Annotated in this window: 18 protein-coding genes; 11 read left to right on the forward strand and 7 right to left on the reverse strand. The window is 60.5% G+C overall.

Annotated features, from left to right (window positions below; translation table 11 throughout):
* Positions 1-17 precede the first annotated feature (17 nt).
* The 6 genes from KVG95_RS08125 (at position 18) to KVG95_RS08150 (ending at position 7,258) form a co-directional block, all read left to right on the forward strand.
* Positions 18-626 carry a YqiA/YcfP family alpha/beta fold hydrolase gene (locus tag KVG95_RS08125; RefSeq protein WP_217855529.1) on the forward strand — a complete coding sequence of 203 codons (609 nt, stop codon included), beginning with the start codon at positions 18-20 and terminating at the stop codon, positions 624-626.
* Between the two features lie 52 nt (positions 627-678).
* Positions 679-2,583: a DNA topoisomerase IV subunit B gene (gene parE / locus KVG95_RS08130; RefSeq protein WP_007902595.1), complete on the forward strand. Its 1,905-nt coding sequence runs from the start codon at positions 679-681 to the stop codon at positions 2,581-2,583.
* Complete coding sequence (locus tag KVG95_RS08135; protein ID WP_217855531.1) at positions 2,583-3,572, forward strand: esterase-like activity of phytase family protein; 990 nt, start codon at positions 2,583-2,585, stop codon at positions 3,570-3,572. Before parE ends, KVG95_RS08135 begins: the two co-directional genes overlap by 1 nt.
* The gene (locus tag KVG95_RS08140; RefSeq protein ID WP_217855533.1) at positions 3,569-4,090 is read left to right on the forward strand and encodes a retropepsin-like aspartic protease family protein; all 522 of its coding nucleotides are present in this window, start codon (positions 3,569-3,571) and stop codon (positions 4,088-4,090) included. Before KVG95_RS08135 ends, KVG95_RS08140 begins: the two co-directional genes overlap by 4 nt.
* A 10-nt stretch (positions 4,091-4,100) precedes the next feature.
* Positions 4,101-6,368 carry a DNA topoisomerase IV subunit A gene (gene parC / locus KVG95_RS08145; RefSeq protein ID WP_008074670.1) on the forward strand — a complete coding sequence of 756 codons (2,268 nt, stop codon included), beginning with the start codon at positions 4,101-4,103 and terminating at the stop codon, positions 6,366-6,368.
* Between the two features lie 176 nt (positions 6,369-6,544).
* Positions 6,545-7,258 carry a PqiC family protein gene (locus KVG95_RS08150; protein WP_123721507.1) on the forward strand — a complete coding sequence of 238 codons (714 nt, stop codon included), beginning with the start codon at positions 6,545-6,547 and terminating at the stop codon, positions 7,256-7,258.
* A 253-nt stretch (positions 7,259-7,511) separates the two neighbouring features.
* Here KVG95_RS08150 and KVG95_RS08155 read toward each other — a convergent pair whose 3' ends face one another.
* Complete coding sequence (locus tag KVG95_RS08155) at positions 7,512-9,047, reverse strand: AhpA/YtjB family protein (RefSeq protein ID WP_217855535.1); 1,536 nt, start codon at positions 9,045-9,047, stop codon at positions 7,512-7,514.
* A 134-nt stretch (positions 9,048-9,181) separates the two neighbouring features.
* Between KVG95_RS08155 and serB the strand changes: the two genes are divergently transcribed.
* Entirely contained in the window at positions 9,182-10,396 is a 1,215-nt protein-coding gene (gene serB / locus KVG95_RS08160) for a phosphoserine phosphatase SerB (RefSeq protein WP_217855537.1), read from the forward strand.
* A 129-nt stretch (positions 10,397-10,525) separates the two neighbouring features.
* On the opposite strand, the gene KVG95_RS08165 is transcribed toward serB, so the two are convergent.
* The 4 genes from KVG95_RS08165 to KVG95_RS08180 all read right to left on the reverse strand — a co-directional run bounded on the left by KVG95_RS08165 (position 10,526) and on the right by KVG95_RS08180 (position 15,809).
* Positions 10,526-12,316, reverse strand: coding sequence for a cyclic-di-GMP receptor FimW-related protein (locus KVG95_RS08165; protein WP_217855545.1), 1,791 nt, complete (start codon positions 12,314-12,316; stop codon positions 10,526-10,528).
* A gap of 157 nt (positions 12,317-12,473) precedes the next feature.
* Positions 12,474-13,334 (reverse strand): archaetidylserine decarboxylase, encoded by an 861-nt coding sequence (gene asd, locus KVG95_RS08170; RefSeq protein ID WP_217855547.1) that lies wholly within the window; start codon positions 13,332-13,334, stop codon positions 12,474-12,476.
* A gap of 19 nt (positions 13,335-13,353) precedes the next feature.
* The gene (locus tag KVG95_RS08175; protein WP_217855549.1) at positions 13,354-14,169 is read right to left on the reverse strand and encodes a rhodanese-like domain-containing protein; all 816 of its coding nucleotides are present in this window, start codon (positions 14,167-14,169) and stop codon (positions 13,354-13,356) included.
* A 107-nt stretch (positions 14,170-14,276) separates the two neighbouring features.
* A complete protein-coding gene (locus KVG95_RS08180) occupies positions 14,277-15,809 on the reverse strand; it encodes an HDOD domain-containing protein (RefSeq protein WP_217855551.1) in 1,533 nt (510 codons plus the stop codon).
* A 166-nt stretch (positions 15,810-15,975) separates the two neighbouring features.
* On the opposite strand from KVG95_RS08180, the gene motA reads away from it, so the two are divergent.
* On the forward strand, positions 15,976-16,827 hold the full coding sequence (gene motA, locus KVG95_RS08185; RefSeq protein WP_052965961.1) for a flagellar motor stator protein MotA: 852 nt from the start codon (positions 15,976-15,978) through the stop codon (positions 16,825-16,827).
* A gap of 3 nt (positions 16,828-16,830) precedes the next feature.
* Positions 16,831-17,859, forward strand: coding sequence for a flagellar motor protein MotB (gene motB / locus KVG95_RS08190; protein ID WP_217855553.1), 1,029 nt, complete (start codon positions 16,831-16,833; stop codon positions 17,857-17,859).
* A gap of 139 nt (positions 17,860-17,998) precedes the next feature.
* Here the strand turns inward: motB and rsgA are convergent, their stop codons facing one another.
* The gene (rsgA, locus tag KVG95_RS08195; RefSeq protein ID WP_007902636.1) at positions 17,999-19,030 is read right to left on the reverse strand and encodes a small ribosomal subunit biogenesis GTPase RsgA; all 1,032 of its coding nucleotides are present in this window, start codon (positions 19,028-19,030) and stop codon (positions 17,999-18,001) included.
* 107 nt (positions 19,031-19,137) lie between these two features.
* Between rsgA and orn the strand changes: the two genes are divergently transcribed.
* Complete coding sequence (gene orn, locus KVG95_RS08200; protein ID WP_008068863.1) at positions 19,138-19,680, forward strand: oligoribonuclease; 543 nt, start codon at positions 19,138-19,140, stop codon at positions 19,678-19,680.
* Positions 19,681-19,930: 250 nt separating this feature from the next.
* The gene (locus KVG95_RS08205) at positions 19,931-20,542 is read left to right on the forward strand and encodes a trimeric intracellular cation channel family protein (protein WP_030128339.1); all 612 of its coding nucleotides are present in this window, start codon (positions 19,931-19,933) and stop codon (positions 20,540-20,542) included.
* Here the strand turns inward: KVG95_RS08205 and queG are convergent.
* Positions 20,524-21,609 carry a tRNA epoxyqueuosine(34) reductase QueG gene (gene queG, locus KVG95_RS08210; RefSeq protein ID WP_217855555.1) on the reverse strand — a complete coding sequence of 362 codons (1,086 nt, stop codon included), beginning with the start codon at positions 21,607-21,609 and terminating at the stop codon, positions 20,524-20,526. The genes KVG95_RS08205 and queG overlap by 19 nt on opposite strands.
* Positions 21,610-21,627: the final 18 nt, after the last annotated feature.

Here is a 21,627-nt window from a genome sequence, read left to right on the forward strand (position 1 = left end):
ACGCACAGGGAGCTCAAATGTCTGGTTCGATCCTTTATATCCACGGTTTCAACAGCGCGCCGGCGTCGAAAAAGGCCTGCCAGTTGATCAATGTGATGGAACGGCTGGGCTTGATCGATCAATTGCGTGTGCCGGCCTTGCATCACCATCCTCGCGAGGCCATCGGTCAGCTGGAACAGGCGATTGCCGAGCTGGGGCGGCCACTGCTGGTCGGCAGCTCCCTCGGCGGCTACTATGCGACTCACTTGGCCGAGCGCCATGGCTTGAAAGCCCTGCTGATCAACCCTGCCGTCAGCCCGCACCGGATGTTCGACGGGTTCCTGGGGACGCAGAAAAATCTGTATACCGATGAGACTTGGGAATTGACCCACGACCATGTGACGGCCCTGGCCGAGCTGGAAGTGCCGGCGCCCAAGGATCCGCAGCGGTTTCAAGTATGGTTGCAGACTGGCGATGAAACGCTGGATTATCGCCTCGCCCAGCAGTATTACCGCGCCTGTGCCTTGCGCATCCAGGCGGGCGGCGACCATAGTTTCCAGGGTTTTGCCGAGCGATTGCCGGCAATGCTGAGTTTCGCCGGCATCGGCGCAGATTTGTATCAGGCGATTGATTTCACTGCACTGTGAGTCGTCGCCTCTTTTTCACAGAACACTTTTTACAGGCGGACGACGAGACCCCATGGCCACTCCCAGCGCTAGCTCTTATAACGCAGACGCCATCGAAGTCCTCTCGGGCCTCGACCCGGTGCGCAAACGCCCCGGCATGTACACCGACACCAGTCGGCCGAACCACCTCGCCCAGGAAGTCATCGACAACAGCGTCGACGAAGCCTTGGCCGGGCATGCGACATCGGTGCAGGTCATCCTGCACGCCGATCACTCTCTGGAAGTCAGCGATGACGGCCGTGGCATGCCGGTGGACATTCACCCGGAAGAGGGTGTGTCGGGCGTCGAGCTGATCCTCACCAAGCTTCATGCGGGCGGCAAGTTTTCCAACAAGAACTACCAGTTCTCCGGCGGTTTGCACGGGGTGGGTATTTCCGTGGTCAACGCCTTGTCGACCGAAGTCCGGGTGCGTGTGAAGCGCGACGGCAACGAATACCAGATGACTTTCGCTGACGGTTACAAAAAGACCGAGCTGGAAGTGATCGGCACCGTCGGCAAGCGCAACACCGGCACCAGCGTGTTCTTCGCGCCGGACCCGAAGTACTTCGATTCACCGAAATTCTCCATCAGCCGCCTCAAGCACGTGCTCAAGGCCAAGGCCGTTCTGTGCCCGGGGCTGCTGGTCAGTTTTGAAGACAAGGCCACCGGCGAGAAAGTCGAATGGCATTACGAAGACGGCCTGCGCTCCTACCTGGTGGACGCGGTCAGCGAATTCGAACGCCTGCCGGACGAACCGTTCTGCGGCAGCCTGGCCGGTAATAAAGAAGCGGTCGATTGGGCGTTGCTGTGGTTGCCCGAGGGCGGCGACAGCGTTCAGGAAAGCTACGTCAACCTGATCCCGACGGCCCAGGGCGGTACACACGTCAACGGTCTGCGTCAGGGCTTGCTCGATGCGATGCGCGAGTTCTGCGAGTTCCGCAGCTTGTTGCCGCGTGGCGTGAAGCTGGCGCCGGAAGACGTCTGGGAACGCATTGCGTTCGTCCTGTCGATGAAGATGCAGGAACCGCAATTCTCCGGTCAGACCAAGGAACGCCTGTCATCCCGTGAAGCGGCCGCTTTCGTTTCCGGTGTGGTCAAGGACGCTTTCAGCCTGTGGCTCAACGCCCACCCGGAAACCGGCATGCTGCTGGCGGAACTGGCGATCAACAACGCCGGCCGACGCCTGAAGGCCAGCAAGAAGGTTGAGCGTAAGCGCATTACCCAAGGTCCGGCGTTGCCGGGCAAACTCGCCGACTGCGCCGGGCAGGACCCGATGCGTTCCGAGCTGTTCCTGGTGGAAGGTGATTCCGCTGGCGGTTCGGCCAAGCAGGCGCGGGACAAAGAGTTTCAGGCGATCCTGCCGTTGCGCGGCAAAATTCTGAACACCTGGGAAGTCGACGGCAGCGAAGTGCTGGCCAGTCAGGAAGTGCACAACATCGCCGTGGCCATCGGTGTCGATCCGGGCTCGGCGGACATCGCCCAACTGCGTTACGGCAAGATCTGCATCCTCGCCGACGCCGACTCCGACGGTCTGCACATCGCCACATTGCTGTGCGCCTTGTTCGTCCAGCATTTCCGCCCGCTGGTGGATGCCGGTCACGTCTACGTCGCCATGCCGCCGCTGTACCGTATCGACCTGGGCAAAGAAATTTACTATGCCCTGGACGAGGCCGAGCGCGATGGCATTCTCGATCGTCTGGTAGCCGAGAAGAAACGCGGCAAACCACAGGTCACCCGATTCAAAGGTCTGGGTGAAATGAACCCGCCGCAGTTGCGCGAAACCACCATGGACCCGAACACACGGCGTCTGGTGCAGTTGACGCTGGAAGATTTCGACGCGACCTCGGAAATGATGGACATGCTGCTGGCGAAAAAACGCGCCGGCGATCGCAAGTCCTGGCTGGAGTCCAAGGGCAACCTGGCCGAGGTTCTGGGCTGATGCGATTTGGCTGGGCCCTGGCGTGTGCGTTGCTGCTGACCTCGGTAACGGTTTCGGCGGAGCCTGCACCCGAGCTGCGCCTGTTATCCGAGCATGCCGTCGATGGCATGCGCGGCGGCAATCTGTCGGGGCTGGCCCAGTGCGGCAAGGAGCTGTGGACCGTTTCGGATCGTGACGATGATCAAATCTATCGCCTCGACACGCGCAACACTACCTGGCAAGCCGAAACCGTGCGCATCGACGTACCCCTGGTGCCCGACAGCGGCTTGCCCTGGGGCTTGCGTTCGCGGACCTGGGCGGCGTCGTTCGTGCGGGGTGGGAACCTGGATTTCGAAGGCATCACCTGTGACAGCGCCGGCAATCGTTACATCGTCAGCGAAGCACACGCCGCGGTGCTGCAAGTTCCGCCAATCGGGCCTGCGTCCTGGCTGAAAATCTCGCCGATGCTGGTACGCGAAGCACGGGCCAGCGGTATGTTGCTGCACTTCAATGCATTGTTTGAAGGGCTGGCGATCAATCCTGCCGGTGACACGCTGTGGCTGGCCGCCGAACGGGAGCGCCGCGGTTTGTTGCTGATCAAGCGCCAGCAAACGGTCTGGGACTGCAAGGGTGGTTGTGTGCTGCTGAGTGAAGCAGGGGTGGAGATGCAACCAGCGCAATTTCCCAAGGCCCGTGCACGCTCCCGGGATTTTGCCGATCTGTCATTCTTCGACGGCAAGCTGTTTACCCTTGAGCGCAATGTCTTTCAGATTTGCCGTCGCGATGCGGTGACGGCCAAGGTCGAGCGCTGCTGGTCGTTTGCCGCCGAGGCCTTGCAGGAAAACCGTCGTTATTCACAGCCCTTTGGGCTGACGGAAGCGTTGATCGTGGACGCCGACGGTGCCTGGATCGGTATCGACAACAATAATGGTGCGCGCGTCGACGGCGAGAAACGCCCGATTGTCTGGCGCTTTGCCGCGCCTGAAGGTGGCTGGAGTGCCAAGCCATGAGTCAACAACCGCCGGGCAAACGCGCCGGTCGGGTGTTGATGGTGTTGGCCTGGTGCGCCGCGCTGTTTCTGGCAACGCGGTTTTTCGGCCAGTGGGAGGCGCGTCAGCAAAATCCCAACACCGTAGTCAGCTCCGAGCAGGGCGAAGGTTTTATCGAAGTGAAGCTGATCAGCAACAGCCAGGGGCATTTTATCGCCACTGGCCAGATCAACGGCCAGCCGGTGGAGTTCATGCTCGATACCGGCGCGACCGATGTGGCGATCCCGGCCGAAGTGGCCGAGCGGCTGAAACTGGAAAAAGGCTTTGGGGTGACCCTGAGCACGGCCAATGGCTTGAGCCAGGGCTATCGAACCCGCCTCGACCGGCTGCAATTGGGCGACATCGTGCTGCGTGACGTTCGCGCGCTGGTGGCGCCCGGTTTGCACGGCAATCAGGTGCTGCTCGGTATGAGCGCATTGAACAAACTTGAATTTACCCAGCGCGGTGGCACCATGCTGCTGCGCCAGACAACGAACTGATGAGGCCCGCATGAGCGACTCCCTTGATCTCAGCCTGGACGGTGTAGAACGCCGGTCATTGGCTGACTTCACCGAAAATGCCTACCTCAACTACTCCATGTACGTGATCATGGACCGTGCCTTGCCGCATATCGGCGACGGCCTGAAACCGGTACAGCGGCGCATCATCTATGCGATGAGCGAGTTGGGGCTGGACGCCGATTCCAAGCACAAGAAATCGGCGCGTACCGTCGGTGACGTGCTCGGTAAGTTCCACCCGCACGGCGACTCGGCGTGCTACGAAGCCATGGTCCTGATGGCCCAGCCGTTCAGCTACCGCTACACGCTGGTCGACGGTCAGGGTAACTGGGGTGCGCCGGACGATCCGAAGTCCTTCGCCGCCATGCGTTACACCGAAGCGCGGCTGTCGCGTTATTCCGAAGTGCTGCTCAGCGAACTGGGCCAGGGCACCGCGGACTGGGGCCCGAACTTCGACGGCACGCTGGAAGAGCCTTTGGTGTTGCCGGCCCGTTTGCCGAACATTCTGCTCAACGGCACCACCGGTATCGCCGTGGGCATGGCCACCGACGTACCGCCGCATAACCTGCGCGAAGTCGCGACCGCTTGCGTGCGCTTGCTGGACGAGCCGAAAGCCACGGTCGAACAGCTCTGCGAACACATCCAGGGCCCGGATTACCCGACCGAAGCGGAAATCATCACGCCGCGCGCCGACCTGCTGAAAATCTACGAAACCGGCAAGGGCTCGGTGCGCATGCGCGCCGTGTACCACATCGAAGATGGCGACATCATCGTCACCGCGCTGCCGCATCAGGTTTCGGGCGCCAAGGTGCTGGAACAGATAGCGGCCATGATGCAGGCCAAACCGTCGAAAGCCCCGCAGATCGCTGACCTGCGCGACGAGTCTGACCACGAAAACCCATGCCGCATCGTGATCATTCCCGGTGCGCGCAAAAACTTCGATCACGATGCACTGATGCAGCACCTGTTCGCCAGCACCGAGCTGGAGTCGAGCTACCGGGTCAACATCAACATCATCGGTCTGGATGGCAAGCCGCAGTTGAAAAACCTGCGGGCCTTGCTGGTCGAGTGGCTGGAGTTCCGGGTGCAGACCGTGCGTCGTCGTCTGCAATTCCGCCTGGACAAGGTTGAGCGTCGTCTGCACCTGTTGGACGGTTTGTTGATCGCTTACCTCAATCTGGATGAAGTGATTCATATCATCCGCACCGAGGAACACCCGAAAGCCGCACTGATCGAGCGTTTCGCCCTGAGCGAAATCCAGGCCGATTACATCCTCGACACCCGTTTGCGTCAGTTGGCGCGACTGGAAGAAATGAAGCTGCGTGCCGAGCAGGATGAACTGCTCAAGGAACAAGCCAAGCTGCAAGCCCTGCTGGGCAGCGAAGCCAAGCTGAAAAAGCTGGTACGCACCGAGCTGATCAAGGACGCCGAAACTTACGGCGATGACCGTCGTTCGCCAATCGTCGAGCGTGCAGAAGCCAAGGCCTTGACCGAGCACGATCTGCTGCCGAACGAGAAAGTGACCGTAGTTCTGTCGGAAAAAGGCTGGGTTCGCTCTGCCAAGGGGCACGAAATCGACGCCACCGGGCTTTCCTACAAGGCCGGGGATGGTTTCAAGGCCTTAGCGCCCGGTCGCTCCAACCAGTTTGCAGTGTTTATCGACTCCACCGGCCGCAGTTATTCAGTCGCGGCCCACACCTTGCCCTCGGCCCGTGGCCAGGGCGAACCGCTGACCGGCCGTCTGACGCCGCCGCCAGGGGCGAGTTTTGAATGCGTGCTGATGCCTGAAGACGATTCGCTGTACGTGATCGCCTCCGACGCCGGTTACGGTTTCGTGGTCAAGGGTGAAGACCTGCAAGCCAAGAACAAGGCGGGCAAGGCCCTGTTGAGTTTGCCGAACAACGCTAAAGTGATTCTGCCGCGCCCGGTAGCCGATCGTGAGCACAACTGGCTGGCCTCGGTGACCACCGAAGGTCGGCTGCTGATTTTCAAAATCAGCGATCTGCCACAATTAGGTAAAGGTAAAGGGAATAAGATTATCGGGATTTCCGGTGAACGTGTTGCCAGTCGCGAAGAATATGTCACGGACATTGCCGTTTTGCCGGAGGGTGCCACGTTGGTGCTACAGGCTGGAAAACGTACCTTGTCGCTGAAGGCGGATGACCTCGAACACTACAAAGGTGAGCGTGGGCGTCGCGGTAACAAACTGCCACGTGGCTTTCAGAGGGTTGATGCGCTGTTCGTCGAAAACCTCAATTAAGCGTCCTAGAGCGCTCGATCTACGATTTAACGCGTAGATCGACGCTTTGCCGCTGGAGTCGGAACGCATATTCACGGATGATATGGCCTTTCAAGCGCCGGCGTGGCCGAGCGTTCTTCATATTTTTTGAGTATTTTCACTGTGGTTAGCCTTGTGGCAGCCACCTGGATGGGACGATGACTGCTCTGCGCCTTCCTTTTATTTTGATGCTCGCTGGCGTACTTGGCCTGGCGGGTTGCAGCGTTCACCAACCGGTGTCGTTGTATCAGCTGGACAGCGGAAGTCCGGCTCAGCCTGCGCAAAGCGCTGGCATGGCGGTATTGCTGGGCCCGGTAACGGTTGCCGACTACCTGCAACGCGAAACCTTGTTGCAGCGTCAGCCCGATGGCAGCCTGCAAGCTTCGGTTGATGGTCGTTGGGCGGGTAGCCTGTCGTCCGACATCGATCAGTTGTTGCTGCGTCAGGTTGCCGGTCATCTGGACAGCCAGCGCGTTGTCCTGGCACCGGCGACATTAGGCTTCACGCCGGATGTTCAGGTTCTGCTGACGATCACGCGTCTGGACTCGGGTGCGTCGCAACCGGCAATCCTTGATGCGCAATGGCGCCTGATCGACCGTCGTGGTCAGGTGCGCGATAACCGCATCATTCATCTGCAGGAGCAGCACGCTGGCGGGACTGCGGCTCAGGTTCAGGCTCAGGGTGTGTTGCTGCAGCGTCTGGCCGAGCAGCTGTCCACGGCGCTCAAGCCGCTGGCCAACCAGCCGCCGATCGCCGAAGCGCCACGCAAGCAGGCTGCCAAGCCTGTGGCACCGGCAGCAGAGCCAGAGAAGCAACCGAAAATCCCGATGGCTTCGCCAATTCGCACGGATATGGAAGTTTTCAGGTTCTAAGCCTGGATTGATCCAAAGCAAAGCCCGCCATTGATGCGGGCTTTGTTGTTTCTGCGGAATGAAGTCTTCAGTGCTTCTGATGGCCTCTTCGCGAGCAAGCCCGCTCCCACAGTGGATCTTCAGTGAGCACACCGTTTGTGGACAGCCGAGATGAATGTGGGAGCGGGCTTGCTCGCGAAGAGGTCGGGACAGGCAACAAAAAGCCCGCAGACGATCACTCGTCTGCGGGCTTCTTTACCGCGGGGGCTAGCGTTTACGCGCGGCGTTCGTGCATCCGCGCCAGTTGTCGTTCCAGCATCGACGGATAGGGCTCCATCAAGCGCTCTACGCAGCATGCACCTTCAGGGCTTGCGATCGGCCGGATCCGCGCACGCTGGCGAATCAGCGCGTCGTCGCTGATCTTGCGCTCCACCAGCAGCAGGTTGCGGCTGTGTTGCGACAGGGCCAGTGCATCCTGAGCGGTTTCAGTCAGCAGCAGATCAATCTGGCTCAAGCCGAACAGTTCGTCACCCAGCGTCAGACCCAGTTGCAGTTGCAGGGTGATGCCGCTGTCGGCGACTTCGATCTGCAACTGATGACCCAAGGCGCGCAGTAACTCACCGCAGCAGATGGCGTTGGTCAGGTAGTCGTCGCCACTGTCTTCGTTGTGGAACAGCATCAGCGTGCTGCCATCGTTCAGGGTGTGCAGCTCGCTCTGGTAAAGCGACACGGCCTGATCGAGGCAATCGCGGTAGCGTTTTAGCAGCTCTTCCAGACGTGCGCGGGGCAGGCGGCGCAATTGATCTTGCGCACCCAGTTGCACGGCCAGTACCGCGCTGTGCTGCGGCAGGTTCGATACCTTCGGCTTTACGACTGGTTTCGGCGCGCTGTCTGCCGAATCATCACGCAGATCGGCAAACGGATCTTCGTCGTCCTCATCGTCTTCGACGGTGCTGACAGTGCGCCGCGGCGCAGGCTTGAGGCCGGCGACAGGCTTGGTTTCGTCGAAACTCGGATCGCGCAGGTTACGCACTTCGAAGCTCGGCTCGTTATCGTCGGCCTCTTCGTAATCGCTGTCGTCGTATTCAGGCTCCGGCGCGGGTTCCGGCTCGGCCGGCTCCGGTGCGAAATTGGCGTGCAGCTGACGGGCGAGGTCGCCGACCTCATCCTGGCGCTCGGTGGCCGGGGTGTATTCGTCGATATTGCGCAGCCACACCCGCAATTGCATCAGCGGTGTGGAGATATTGCGTCCCAGGCGCAGGCTCAAGGCCAGGGACAGCGCCAGCAGAATCGCACTCAGAATGCCCATGCTTTGCAGGCTGATGGTCATCGGCTGCTGGAACTGATCCATGTCCAGGCTGATGCGCAGTTGCCCGGCGGTCACGTCCTGAAAGGTGATCTTGCTCTGGTACATGCCCTCGGCTTCGCCCAAGAGGCTATGCTTGGGGCGCTGACCGGCTTCGGCGAGGATGCGGTTATCCACGCTATAAATGGCGGCGTGGGCCACCAGTTTGTTCTTGGTCAGGTTGTTGAGCAGCACGTTCAGGCTGAGGATGTCATTGGACACCAACAGTTCCGTGGCCGAGGTCGCGGTCTGGGTGGTCAGGCTTTCGCCCAGGGCATCCGCCTGCTCGTGCATGGCCTGCTTGAACTGCAAACCCATCACGCAGGCATAGATCACCAGGGCCAGAGCGACCAGGATCACGTTATGGCTGGCAATGCGCAATGCGATCGGTACACGGCGATGACGCAGTGCCCGGAAGATCAGCAGAAAGAAGTTATCGGTTTTTACTGGCGTGGGCCGGTTCACTTGAGCTCGGCTCTTTGTCCGTGAAGTTGACGCGCAGTATAGCGACAGGCCCTAGGCCGTCAAAGCGCTCGCGGTGCCCGATGGTCACTGAAAATGGGTAGAATGCGGTTTTTTTCCACCTGCGGGGGTGCGCCTTGCGCGAAATCGTCCTGATAAACATCACGGGAGTCGACCGTCCGGGTCTGACTGCGGCCATTACCGGCGTTCTGGCCCAGGGTGGTGTGAACATTCTCGACATCGGTCAGGCGGTGATCCACGACACCCTGTCGTTTGGCATCCTGGTTGAAATTCCCGATACCGAACAAGGTAACTCGGTGCTCAAGGACATCCTGTTCAAAGGCTATGAGCTTGAGCAACAGGTGCGTTTCACGCCGGTGTCCGAAGAGGATTACCAGCTGTGGGTCGGCAATCAGGGCAAGAAACGCCACATCGTCACCCTGCTGACCCGCAAAGTGACCGCCGAGCAATTGCAGCGCGTGAGCTCGATCACCGCCAAATATGGCCTGAACATTGATCATATCGATCGCCTGTCCGGGCGCATGCCGCTGGACACCCCTGCCGATAAGGGCAAGGGCTGCATCGAGTTTTCTGTGCGCGGCGAGGCGGCGGATCCGCAAGCGCTGCGGGCCGAATTCCTCAGCGTCGCTCAAGAATTGAACGTCGACATCGCCTTCCAGGAAGATTCGCTGTTCCGCCGTAACCGCCGTTTGGCGGTGTTCGACATGGACTCGACACTGATCGAAGCCGAAGTCATCGATGAGCTGGCCAAGGCTGCCGGTGTGGGCGACCAGGTGTCCGCGATCACTGAACGGGCGATGTCTGGCGAGCTGGACTTCCGCGCCAGCTTCAAGGAGCGCCTGGCCTTGCTGCAAGGGCTGGACGTCAGCGTGCTGGACTCCATCGGCGCCTCGCTGCGCCTGACCGAAGGCGCCGAAACCCTGTTCGCCGAACTCAAGCGTCTGGGCTACAAAACGGCGATTCTGTCGGGCGGCTTCACCTACTTCGCCAAGCAATTGCAGGCCAAGCTGGGCATCGACTACGTATTCGCCAACGAACTGGCTGTGGTCGATGGCAAGGTCACTGGCGTGGCGGTCGAGCCGATTGTCGATGCGCAACGCAAGGCAGATCTGCTGCGTGAGCTGGCTCACAAGGAAGGTTTGCGTCTGGAGCAGACGATTGCCGTCGGTGACGGTGCCAACGATTTGCCGATGCTGGCGATTGCCGGGCTGGGTGTGGCGTTCCGTGCCAAGCCGCTGGTCAAGCAATCGGCGAAGCAGGCGATTTCCACCCTTGGGCTGGATGGCGTGCTGTATCTGCTGGGCTTCCGGGATCGCGACGGGCAGCTCTGAGTTTCAGGTTGTCTGGGCGGGCCTCTTCGCGAGCAAGCCCGCTCCCACATTGATCGTGTGATCGACATAGATCCAATGTGGGAGCGGGCTTGCTCGCGAAGGGCGCGCCGCGGTTTTACAGACTTACGCTCAAAGCGACTTCCACAACGAATCAAATTCTTCCGCTACCCCGACCACGCCGCTCCCCGCGGCGTTTTCGTTTCTGGCTGTCTCAAGTGAACGGTAGGCAAACTGATTGAAGCTGTTGGTGCTCGCCACCCGGCGCTCCAGCCCCGCCCGGCGTTCCTCGCCGTTGGTATTGATTAGCACCTTATTGCCTTCCTGGAACGGCAGGCGCGGCGTGAGCAGGGTAGCCGGCAGGTCAATGGCGCTAATGGCAGGCAGCAACAGCCCGCGCAAGTACTGACTGTGCTCGTCGCCGGAGCGCATCAGCTGCAGGCCGCAGGGTTCGGCACAAGGCGCGACTTGCTCGATACCCATCTGCGTGCCGCCGCCCCGAACCTGGCGGATCCAGCGCACCACTGCAATGCTCCAGCCTTGACCGGCAGCATCCTCGATACCGACCATTTCGCCGGCCTGTAGCTCGGCGGGCACCGCGCCGGGCCAGGCCAGGCAATAGCCGCCAGGGCTGTGATTGATCACCGGCAGCACATAGGTCGGGAAATGCTGCTGGCGGTCGGCCGCCTCGTGGCTGTCATCGTTCTGAAGGTGTGGGTACTCGATCTCTTCGTAGGGCAGCAGCGTGTCTGCCGTGCCATGAGGGGCGGCGTCGAAGGCGTGGCGCCATTGGTCTTTGGCGCGACCTGTCGGGTCGGTCGCCGAGAACTGCGCGGGTCGGGCGCCGGGTTTTTTCAGGATGTCGTTGAACGAGCGTTGCCCGCCGAGATAAAAGTGCAGCGCGCTCATGCCTACGCATAGAGTCAATGTGCCGTGGCCGACGGTGCGCTGGAAACTGCGCTCGGCGGCCTGACCCCAGGCGGCATGCAGGTGTTGCAGCGTATCCAGATTCAGCCCCGCCGGAACGTGCAACGACGATGCCTTGTCGGCCGACTGTTGCAGATGGGTTTCGATGGCCGCGACCAGCGGTTGCGGGTTGATCCCCAGCAAGCTCTCCTGTTGTTCGGCGAGGAATTTGGAGCGGTAACGCGGCCCGGTGTCGAGATCCGGGGCGATGGCAAACAGCCCGTTGTCCGGTTTGGCCGGTTGCAGCTTGATCCACTGGCTCCAGGGTTCGAGCACCTCGGCGAGCCGGGCGATCTGGTTCTGGCGCAGTTGATTGCAGCGTGAAGCACCCAGCAGGAGGGCGACGACGTAGGTTTGCTCGATGCTCAGGCTTTGCGTCTGACTGGCCAGTTCATCACGCATGCTCAAATTTTGCAGCTGGAACTGACAGCCAATCCGGTACAGCTGATGTAACTCGAGCCACAGATTTTCGGGCACCGGGCAATAGAGTTCAGTGGCGCGAATCAACGCGCCGTTCAGGCAATGGATTGCCCGCTGCAAAGCCTGGATCAGCAGCGGCGCGCGGTCCTTACTGAAGCGCGGCGTGATGCGGATGACGATTTGCTTATAGCCGATCGCCAAGTGGCTCTGCAGCGCCTGGCAGAGGTTGGCGATTTTTCGCGAGCGCTCGTCGAGCACAATCGCCTGATGCAGGAAATGCCGCTCCAGGTGCTTGCAGACGTAATACACCTCGGGCCGCAGAAGTTCGAGCAATTGCAGGCGATTGTCGCTGGGTGTGAGCAGTTGGTTGAGTTCGCTCAAGCCTTGATACAACTGGCGAGCGGTTTCGCCGATGTTGGCTTTGGGCAGGTTGGCGATCCAGCGCTTGAGATCGCGAGGCGTGGCTTCGCAGAAAGACAGACGCGACTGCGTCGGAATCGGTGCGCGTAGCTGCAGGACAGGATTGGTCTCATTCATGCCGTAGACAAACTCCGACCGGGAAATGGGCAGTGAATGACTTGACTGTAGCAGCTATGAACGCTGGAGGGGATGTCGCGATATTTACGTCATGCTTGCCTTCGGCAGCTACAGGGGGATGCGCCGCCCAAAAGAAATTCGGGCGGCGGGTCCGGGCTCAGGCGGTTGGCAAGCCGATGCCCTGGCCCATCTGCACTGGCGAAAGGGCGCCCAGTCCTTCAGCCCATTTCACTTGATCCGGCCCGAACAGCACGACAGCCGTGGAGCCGAGTTTGAAACGACCCAGTTCCGCGCCTTTTTCCAGATGGATCGGCGCACGGGCGGCTTCGTCGTAACGGAAGGTTTTCAGCTCGCGTTTTGGCGGTGTGATCAACCCGGCCCAGACAGTTTCGATCGACGCCACAATCATCGCGCCCACCAGCACCACGGCCATCGGCCCGCGCTCGGTATCGAAAATGCACGCCACACGCTCATTGCGCGCGAACAGTTCCGGTACGTTTTCAGCGGTGGTCTGGTTGACCGAGAAGATGCGGCCGGGGATGTAGACCATCTCGCGCAGCGTGCCGGCCAGCGGCATGTGCACGCGGTGGTAATCCTTGGGCGACAGGTAAATGGTGGCGAAATCACCGCCCATGAATGGCGCTGCGTTGGCCGCGTCACCACCGAGCAGTTCCAGCACGCTGAAGCTGTGGCCCTTGGCCTGGAAAACGCGACCGTGTTCGATCGGGCCGAGCTGGCTGACGGCACCGTCGGCCGGGCTGAGGATCGCGCCTGGGGTTTGGTCCAGCGGGCGAGCGCCGTCTTTCAAGGCGCGAGTGAAGAACGCATTGAAGTGCTCGTAAGCCGTCAGGTCTTCGACCAGCGCCTGGGACATGTCCACTTGATAACGCTTGGCGAACCAGGCGGTTAAGGCGTTCTTGAACCAGCGCACGCGGCATTCGGCAATGCAGCCGGCCAGTCGCGAGAGCAAGTGGTGGGGCAGCAGGTATTGGCTGAGGATAAACAAACGCTTATTCATTAACTGTCCTTAAAAAACCTTAAATCTCTACGGGCGTGTCGGGATGGTTGCCCCATTCGCCCCAGGAGCCGGCGTAGCCTTTGACTCGCGGATAACCGAGCGACTTGGCGACTAGATACGTGAAGCCAGAACGATGGTGAGTCTGGCAGTGGGTAATGACTTCTTTGTCTTTGGTAATACCGAGTTGTTCCAGGATTTTCGGCATGTCGGTGCGGATGCGCAGGTTGCGCGCCTGATCCATGCCGGCGGTCCATTCGAAGTTGACCGCGCCGGGAATGTGCCCGCCCTTGGCTGCCAGCACTTTCTCGCCGGAGTATTCCAGCGGCCCGCGTGCGTCCCAGATCGCCAGGTCGGCGGCACCGAGACGGCTTTGCAGGTATTCGCGGGTGGCGATGGGGTCATCGTGCAGGGTCAGGGCGACCGGGCCGCCGACCGCTGGCGGGATCTGGATCGACATGGGCAAGCCTTCTGCCAGCCAGGCCTTCAGGCCGCCATCGATATAGTGATACTTGCTGTGACCGATGACATCCAGCAGCCAGATAAAGCGTCCGGCCCAACCGCCGCCTTCGTCGTCATAGACGACGTAGACCGCATTGGGGTTGTGGCCCAGTTCGCCGAACAATGCTTCAAGCGCGGCATGGGTCGGCAGCAGGCCTGGCGCAGGCGCCTGACCCAATTGAGTACGTTTTGGATCGACAAAGCGTGCCCCGGGGATATGCCCTGCGGCATAGCGGGCGCTGCTGGTCAGGTCCACCAGAATCAGTTCGCGGGAGTCGAGACGCGGGAGCAGGTCGCTCGGCTCGATCACCAGCGCCAAGCCAGAGAAGTCAGACATGTGAGGTCTCCAGAGCACAAAGGGGAGGATTGTAGCGCAGCGTCATGAGGGCCTGTTATCAGTTATTTCGGCACAGGAAATAACTGAAAACAGGCCCGGTGGTGGTCCTAGCGCTGGCTAAAGCTGTGCAGGGCCTTTTCGATGCACTGCGCGGTTTTGCCGAATGCTTGCACGGTGATTTCCGAGAACGGCCCGCCGCCCTGATCCGCCACCACGATCATGATCACTCGACCGTTGTTGACCAAGGAGCGCAGCAGCAGGTGTTCGCCACCGAACTGCGAACGCAGGCTGGCCGGCAACAGGGCTGAGAATTGGGCATTGTTGGCCGGCGTCAGGCGCACCTGGGCCTGTTGCGCGAGCAGGCGTTGCAGCACGGTACTCTGGCTGACCGCCAGGTTCAGGCCGGCCACTTCTTTGGGCAGCCCGGCAATCTGGTGCACGCGCAGATTAGCGTGCGTGCGGTCGGCCATCAGGATCATCACCCTCCGCATGCCACACGCCACCAGGGCGTCTCGGGCCGATGTGGTCAAGTGCATGGCATTGGTAAAACGGCTCGGCTCCACCAGCAGTTCGGCGCATTGTTTACGCCACTTCGCCAGGTCTTCGGCGGTGGGCGCCGGGGCCGGCAGCAAACCGGCGTGAACGCGGTTCATGCCCGACGGCCAGATCAGCGCTTCGGCCGGGTGCCAGAGGTCCGGCATGGCGTGTTGGCGGGCACTGTTGGCGGCCTGTTGGTGCAATTGTTGTTGCACCTCATCCATCGGCATTTGCAGGTAAAGGCTGGTCAGGTATTGCCAGCGTTCACAGTGGGGACTGTCCCAGGCCTGTTGTGCCGACAACGCCAGACCATTGGCCAGCAGCACGGTATTGGCGGGCTGATTGAGCCAACGCCGTAGCGTCGGGTCGTCATCGAGACGGTTCTGTTGGCGTAGCGGGTGATCGCTGTCACGCGCGATGCGCAGGACTTTCACCAGCTCGCGTTGTTCGCTGCGCAGCAGTCGATAACCCTGCTGCACCCAGATTGGCAAATGCCAGACATCCACCAGCGCCAGACAGATTTCCAGCAAGCGCACGCCGAATAATTGCTTTTCTACTTTGCGCGCCGACTCACCTTTATGGATGACCCGCAGTTCCCATTCTTCAAGCAACTGCGGATGGGTCAACGCCATGGGCCACAGTGGCGAAAGAAACAGCAGGCTGCCCCAGTGGATGTCCTGCCACAACCGCGCCAGGCGACCGGCAAAAAAACCGTTGGCCTGTTGAGTGGCGTGCTGGCTGATCAGCTGAAGCTGGCGCAGGGCGACGGGGATCTCCGATTGGGGTTCGGCGGGCAAGCGCTCGAGCAATTCTTCGGTGCGTTTCAAGCCGAGGCGATTAATTGCCACTTCAAGATTTTCAGCGGGTTCGCTCATGCTGCCATGAGTGTGGCGATTGGCTTCGCGAATCACACTCAAGGCCAGGGCCGGGCTGTCCTGCATCATTTCGGCAATGTCGCGCAGCGAGCTGCGGCTATCGCGGATGGCTTTGCAGACTTGGTCGTGACTGGCTTGCGGAACCGGCAGGCGCACACCATCGAGAAGCTTGACCCAGCCTTCGAGCGTGGTCGGTTTTGGCATTGGGACGTTCGTTTCGTTAGCCATGGCTGGACGCGATCATTGTCTGCACTACCTGTGCCCGGAGCGGGCTAATTTAGCTTTTCGATTGAACTGGCTATAGTCTGGCGCAGTTTTGCCGATAAGGAGAAGAAGAGATTTTTTAACTTCCGAATATGACCTTGAACCCGACTCAGTAAGTGCTCTCCTACCTATGGCTAAAATTATCGGCATCATCGTCGTATTCGCGAGCGTGCTCGGCGGATACGTGCTTTCCCACGGCAAGATTGCCGCCCTCATCCAGCCTTTCGAGGTGATGATTATCGGTGGCGCGGCCCTTGGTGCATTCCTGCAGGCCAACCCCGGTCATATGACGATGCACGTGCTCAAGAAGTCCTTGGGCATGTTCAGTTCGCGTTTCAACCACACCTTCTACCTGGAAGTGCTGGGGCTGATTTACGAGATTCTTAACAAGAGCCGCCGAGAAGGCATGATGGCGATCGAAGGCGACATCGAAGATGCCGCTGCGAGCCCGATCTTCGCCAAGTATCCGGCAGTCCTGAAAGATGACCGCATGACTGCGTACATCTGCGATTACCTGCGCATCATGTCCTCCGGCAACATGGCTCCCCATGAACTCGAAGGCTTGTTCGACATGGAACTGACCAGCCTCAAGGAAGACCTGGACCACCCTTCCCACGCAGTCAACGGCATCGCCGATGCCATGCCGGGTTTCGGTATCGTTGCGGCGGTATTGGGTATCGTGGTGACCATGGCTTCCCTGGGTGAAAGCGACCAGAAAATGATTGGCTTGCACGTAGGTGCCGCACTGGTAGGTACCTTCTTCGGTATTCTCGCCGCCTACGGTTTCTTTGGTCCGCTGGCCCATGCGCTGGCCCACGATGCCAAGGAAGAACTGAACGTCTACGAAGCCATCAAGGCCTCGCTGGTGGCTTCGGCTTCCGGCATGCCGCCATCGCTGGCGGTGGAATTCGGTCGCAAGGTTCTGTACCCGGCGCACCGTCCTAGCTTCGCTGAGCTGGAACAAGCGGTTCGCGGTCGCTAAGTCATGGAAAATAACCAGCCGATAATCATCAAGCGCGTCAAAAAGTACGCGGGCGGGCATCACGGGGGCTCCTGGAAAATCGCCTTCGCGGACTTTGCAACGGCGATGATGGCGTTCTTCCTGGTGTTGTGGCTGTTGTCCACGGCAACACCGGAACAGAAGATCGCCATTGCCGGTTACTTCAAGGACCCGGTCGGTTTTTCCGAAAGCGGCACGCCATACATCATCGATCTGGGCGGCTCGCCGACCCTGGCGCCGGAGAACACCCTCAACCCCGAGGTGCAATCCCAGCCTCAGCCGGACAAGGTAACGATCGACTCCGAACAGGTCGAAGGCATGGCCGAGCAGGTCGAGAAGGAACGCTTGGAATTGCTGCTGCAAGAGCTGCAGAACAAGGTCGAAGAAAATCCGCAGCTGCAGAAGTTCAAGGACCAGATTCTCTTCGAGATCACTCAGGACGGTCTGCGCATCCAGATCGTGGACGCCGAAAACCGCCCGATGTTCGACTCCGGTAGTGCGCGTCTGAAGCCGTATTTCGAAGACATCCTGCTGGCCATGGCCGACACCATCAAAGCGGTGCCGAACAAGATCAGCATCAGCGGCCACACCGATGCCAAGCCATACTCGGGCACCGGCGACTTCGGCAACTGGGAGCTCTCGGCCAACCGCGCCAACGCGGCTCGCCGTGCATTGATCGCCGGCAGTTATCCGGACTCTCAAGTAGCGCGGGTCGTGGGCTACGCCTCGTCGGCGCTGTTCGACCGGGAGAGCCCGTTCAACCCGGTCAACCGCCGTATCGACATCGTCGTGCTGACCAAGAAAGCCCAGCGTGCCATCGAAGGCTCGCAAGGTGCGGAACCTGCGCCAGTGCCGACGCAAGGGCAGGGTGGTCCGGGCGAAGTGCCCGCACCACCGGTTGATCCGAATGCCTTGCCGGCGGATAAGGAACCGCTGCCGGCTCATGAGCTTCGGGAGCGGTTGAATCTGTTTGATGCTCCTGCGCCGAAACCGGGTGAGCCGCCCAAGCAGTGATCCACAAAAAAGCCGACAGTGATGTCGGCTTTTTTGTCTCTGTTATCTCGTCCGGAATAAGGTTTACGCCTGTTTCAGGACTAGACACGCGGGGTGCTGCTGATCATTTTCGTAGCGTCACAAAAATGATCCAGGCTACTTAATAGCTGCTTTCCGGCAAACTGGCGATGATCGACCGATAGCTGTTCATCCGTTGCTGCTGCACGCGGCCTTCTTCAAGAGCCTTGAGCAGGGCGCAACCCGGCTCGCGGTCGTGCTTGCAATCGCGGAAACGGCAGGTGCCGATCAGGTCGTTGAATTCGATGAAGCCGGCTTCGACGTCGGCACGGCTGACGTGGCCCAAGCCGAATTCCCGGATACCCGGGGAGTCGATCAACTCACCGCCACCGGGGAAGTGGAACAACCGCGCGGTGGTGGTGGTGTGGGTGCCTTGGCCCGACAGCTCGGACAGCGGGCCGACGCGGGTGTCGACTTCCGGCAGCAGGCTGTTGACCAGCGACGACTTGCCGACACCGGATTGGCCGACGAATACGCTGATGTGCCCGTCCAGCTGCTTCTGCAACTGCTCCATGCCATTGCCGTGGTGGGCCGACACTTCCAGCACCGGGTAACCCAGCGTGCGGTAAACCGCCAGCAAGGCATTCAGCGCCGGGGCGTTCTGCTCGTCGATCAAGTCGAATTTGTTGAGCAACAGCAGCGGGCGGATGCCGGCGTGTTCAGCGGCGACCAGGTAACGGTCGATCAGGTTGGCGTGAGGCTCGGGCAGCGGGGCGAAGACGATAACGATCAAGTCGACGTTAGCCGCCACCGGCTTGAGCTGGCCACGGCTGTCGGGACGGCAGAGCTCGGTCTTGCGCGGCAGTTGCGCCACGATTACGCCGATGCCCTGGTTGCCGGCACGCCACACAACCTGATCGCCGGTCACCAGCGCTGGCAGGTTGGCGCGCAAATGGCAGCGGAACACCTGGCCGGCCAATTCACCATCGAGGGCCTCGACTTCGACCTGCACACCGAAGTGCGCGATCACCAGGCCCGTCTGTTCCGGGCCCAGGTCGCCGCCTTCGAGTGCCTCGACAGCCGAGGACTCGCGTTTGGCGGCGCGGGCAGCGCGCTCGCCCTGAATCTTTTCGATGCGCCAGTTTTGACGACGATTGAGTTGGCGTTTGGCCATGGGTGTTCCGTATCGAGAATGCAGCGATTAGGTAAAACGGCCGCGAGTTTAGCACGCCCGGCGGCCTCCCTAGGCTAAACTGCGCACCTACGCCGAGGAGCCGACTCATGCAAAACCCGCTGAACCTGATCTGGATCGACCTGGAAATGACCGGTCTGAACCCTGATACCGACGTCATCATCGAGATGGCCACTATCGTCACCGACAGTAATTTGAACACCTTGGCCGAAGGTCCGGTGATCGCCATCCATCACAGCGACGAGATCCTCGCCGGCATGGACGAGTGGAATACCCGTCAGCACGGCGGCTCCGGGCTGACCCAACGGGTTCGCGACAGCCGTATCAGCATGGCCGAAGCAGAAGCCGAAACCATCGCCTTCCTGGAAAAATGGGTGCCGAAGGGCAAGTCGCCGATCTGTGGCAATAGCATCTGCCAGGACCGTCGCTTCCTTTATACCCACATGAAATCCCTGGAAAGCTACTTCCACTACCGCAATCTTGACGTGTCGACCCTTAAAGAGCTGGCCGCGCGCTGGGCACCGGACGTACGCGACAGCTTCAAAAAGGGCAGCACCCACCTGGCCCTGGATGACATCCGCGAATCGATCGCCGAGCTGCAGCACTACCGCAAGAATTTCATCAAGTTCTGATTGGGTGGTCGCGGGCCATTGTGGCGAGGGGGCTTGTCGGAACGCCGCACCGCCCCGTTCGGCTGCGCAGCAGTCGCAAACCGGTCGGTCGCGGTATGCCTGACAAAACATGGTGTCTGGTTTTGGGGCCGCTGCGCGACCCTACGGGAGCAAGCCCCCTCGCCACAGATCTGCGTGAATGCTTCGGCGCCCTCTTTTGGTGCTTCGGTGAAGTGAGTAGACTGCGCGCCTTCTTGTAAGGACCGCCACCATGTTGCTGATGCTCTACCTGATCGCCATTACTGCCGAAGCCATGACTGGCGCCCTGTCTGCAGGCCGTCGCGGCATGGACTGGTTTGGCGTGGTGCTGATTGCGTGCGTCACGGCTTTGGGCGGCGGTTCGGTGCGCGACGTGCTGCTCGGCCACTACCCGCTGACCTGGGTCAAACACCCGGAATACCTGGTGCTGACCTCCGTCGCGGCGATGCTGACGATCTTCATCGCTCGTTGGATGCGCCATCTGCGTTCGCTGTTTTTGGTGCTTGATGCCGTGGGCCTGGTGGCGTTCACCCTGATCGGCTGCATGACGGCCCTGGAAATGGGTCATGGCATGCTGGTGGCCTCGGTCAGTGGCGTGATCACCGGGGTATTTGGTGGCATCCTGCGAGACATCTTCTGCAACGACATCCCACTGATATTCCGCCGCGAGCTCTACGCCAGCGTCTCGTTTGCCGCGGCGTGGTGCTATCTGCTCTGCATCTACCTGCAATTACCCGGTGAACAGGCGATCCTGATTACCCTGTTCGGCGGCTTCCTGCTGCGTTTGCTGGCGATCCGTTTCCACTGGGAAATGCCCAAGTTTGTTTATAACGACGAGGCATGATCCCCACGACTCGCGTGTTGTTTCAAAGCCCATTCAACATGCTCGCGCACCAGCTCCGACGGATAGTCCCGCCGTGCCTTCAGCGCCTCCAACACCGGAATACTCGACGGCGCATTACCCAGGCCGACCGCCAGATTGCGCAACCAGCGCTCGTAACCCGCGCGTCTGAGCGGTGAGCCCTCGGTGCTGCTGAGGAACTTCTCTTCGTCCCACATGAACAGTTCGGCCAGTTCGGCGTTGTCCAGATTGTGCCTTGGTTTGAAATCGCTTTCGCCAGAAGGTCGAGCGAAGCGGTTCCACGGGCAGACGATCTGACAGTCATCGCAACCGAATACCCGATTGCCGATCAATGGCCGCAAATCTTCGGGGATAGCACTTTTCAGTTCGATGGTCAGGTACGAAATGCAGCGCCGGGCGTCCAGCACATACGGACCCACGAAGGCGTTGGTCGGGCAGATGTCCAGACAGGCGGTGCAGCGACCGCAATGTTCGGTGGCGTGGGGCGGGTCGACCGGCAGCGGCAGGTCGACGAACAGTTCGCTGAGGAAGAAGTAGCTGCCGGCCTTGCGATTCAAGACCAGGGTGTTTTTGCCGATCCAGCCAAGGCCAGCCTGTTCCGCGATGGCTTTTTCCAGCACTGGGGCGCTGTCGACAAAGGCGCGGTAGCCGAACGGGCCGATCACCGCCTGAATTTTTTCCGCCAGTTGTTGCACGCGTTTACGGATCAATTTGTGGTAATCGCGGCCCAAGGCATAACGTGAGACGTAGGCTTTTTCCGGTTCGGCCAGGCGTTTGGCCATTTCGGTGTCGCCCGGCAGGTAGTCCATGCGCAGGGAAACGACGCGAAGCGTGCCGGGCACCAGCTCTTCCGGGTGCGAACGTTTGCTGCCGTGGGCGCCCATATACTCCATTTCGCCGTGGTAGCCGGCCGCGAGCCAGCGCTCCAGGTGCTGCTCATGCTCGGCCAGGTCGAGGCCGCTGATGCCGACTTGCTGAAAGCCCAGCTCGCGGCCCCAGTCCTTGATGGATTGGGCGAGGGCTGGCAGGTCTGTGTTAATAGCGGGCATGAGACGAGAGAAACCGGA

It is taken from the genome of Pseudomonas farris (assembly GCF_019145235.1).
Classification (GTDB): domain Bacteria; phylum Pseudomonadota; class Gammaproteobacteria; order Pseudomonadales; family Pseudomonadaceae; genus Aquipseudomonas; species Aquipseudomonas farris.

What these genes read in the sequence shown, in the direction of transcription:
- KVG95_RS08180 (WP_217855551.1), bottom strand. Translation starts at nt 15,809, where the DNA reads ATGGCTAACGAAACGAACGTCCCAATGCCAAAACCGACCACGCTCGAA.
- KVG95_RS08135 (WP_217855531.1), top strand. Translation starts at nt 2,583, where the DNA reads ATGCGATTTGGCTGGGCCCTGGCGTGTGCGTTGCTGCTGACCTCGGTA.
- rsgA (WP_007902636.1), bottom strand. Translation starts at nt 19,030, where the DNA reads ATGGCCAAACGCCAACTCAATCGTCGTCAAAACTGGCGCATCGAAAAG.
- asd (WP_217855547.1), bottom strand. Translation starts at nt 13,334, where the DNA reads ATGAATAAGCGTTTGTTTATCCTCAGCCAATACCTGCTGCCCCACCAC.
- motA (WP_052965961.1), top strand. Translation starts at nt 15,976, where the DNA reads ATGGCTAAAATTATCGGCATCATCGTCGTATTCGCGAGCGTGCTCGGC.
- KVG95_RS08150 (WP_123721507.1), top strand. Translation starts at nt 6,545, where the DNA reads ATGACTGCTCTGCGCCTTCCTTTTATTTTGATGCTCGCTGGCGTACTT.
- KVG95_RS08205 (WP_030128339.1), top strand. Translation starts at nt 19,931, where the DNA reads ATGTTGCTGATGCTCTACCTGATCGCCATTACTGCCGAAGCCATGACT.
- motB (WP_217855553.1), top strand. Translation starts at nt 16,831, where the DNA reads ATGGAAAATAACCAGCCGATAATCATCAAGCGCGTCAAAAAGTACGCG.
- KVG95_RS08165 (WP_217855545.1), bottom strand. Translation starts at nt 12,316, where the DNA reads ATGAATGAGACCAATCCTGTCCTGCAGCTACGCGCACCGATTCCGACG.
- parE (WP_007902595.1), top strand. Translation starts at nt 679, where the DNA reads ATGGCCACTCCCAGCGCTAGCTCTTATAACGCAGACGCCATCGAAGTC.
- parC (WP_008074670.1), top strand. Translation starts at nt 4,101, where the DNA reads ATGAGCGACTCCCTTGATCTCAGCCTGGACGGTGTAGAACGCCGGTCA.
- orn (WP_008068863.1), top strand. Translation starts at nt 19,138, where the DNA reads ATGCAAAACCCGCTGAACCTGATCTGGATCGACCTGGAAATGACCGGT.
- queG (WP_217855555.1), bottom strand. Translation starts at nt 21,609, where the DNA reads ATGCCCGCTATTAACACAGACCTGCCAGCCCTCGCCCAATCCATCAAG.
- KVG95_RS08125 (WP_217855529.1), top strand. Translation starts at nt 18, where the DNA reads ATGTCTGGTTCGATCCTTTATATCCACGGTTTCAACAGCGCGCCGGCG.
- KVG95_RS08140 (WP_217855533.1), top strand. Translation starts at nt 3,569, where the DNA reads ATGAGTCAACAACCGCCGGGCAAACGCGCCGGTCGGGTGTTGATGGTG.
- KVG95_RS08175 (WP_217855549.1), bottom strand. Translation starts at nt 14,169, where the DNA reads ATGTCTGACTTCTCTGGCTTGGCGCTGGTGATCGAGCCGAGCGACCTG.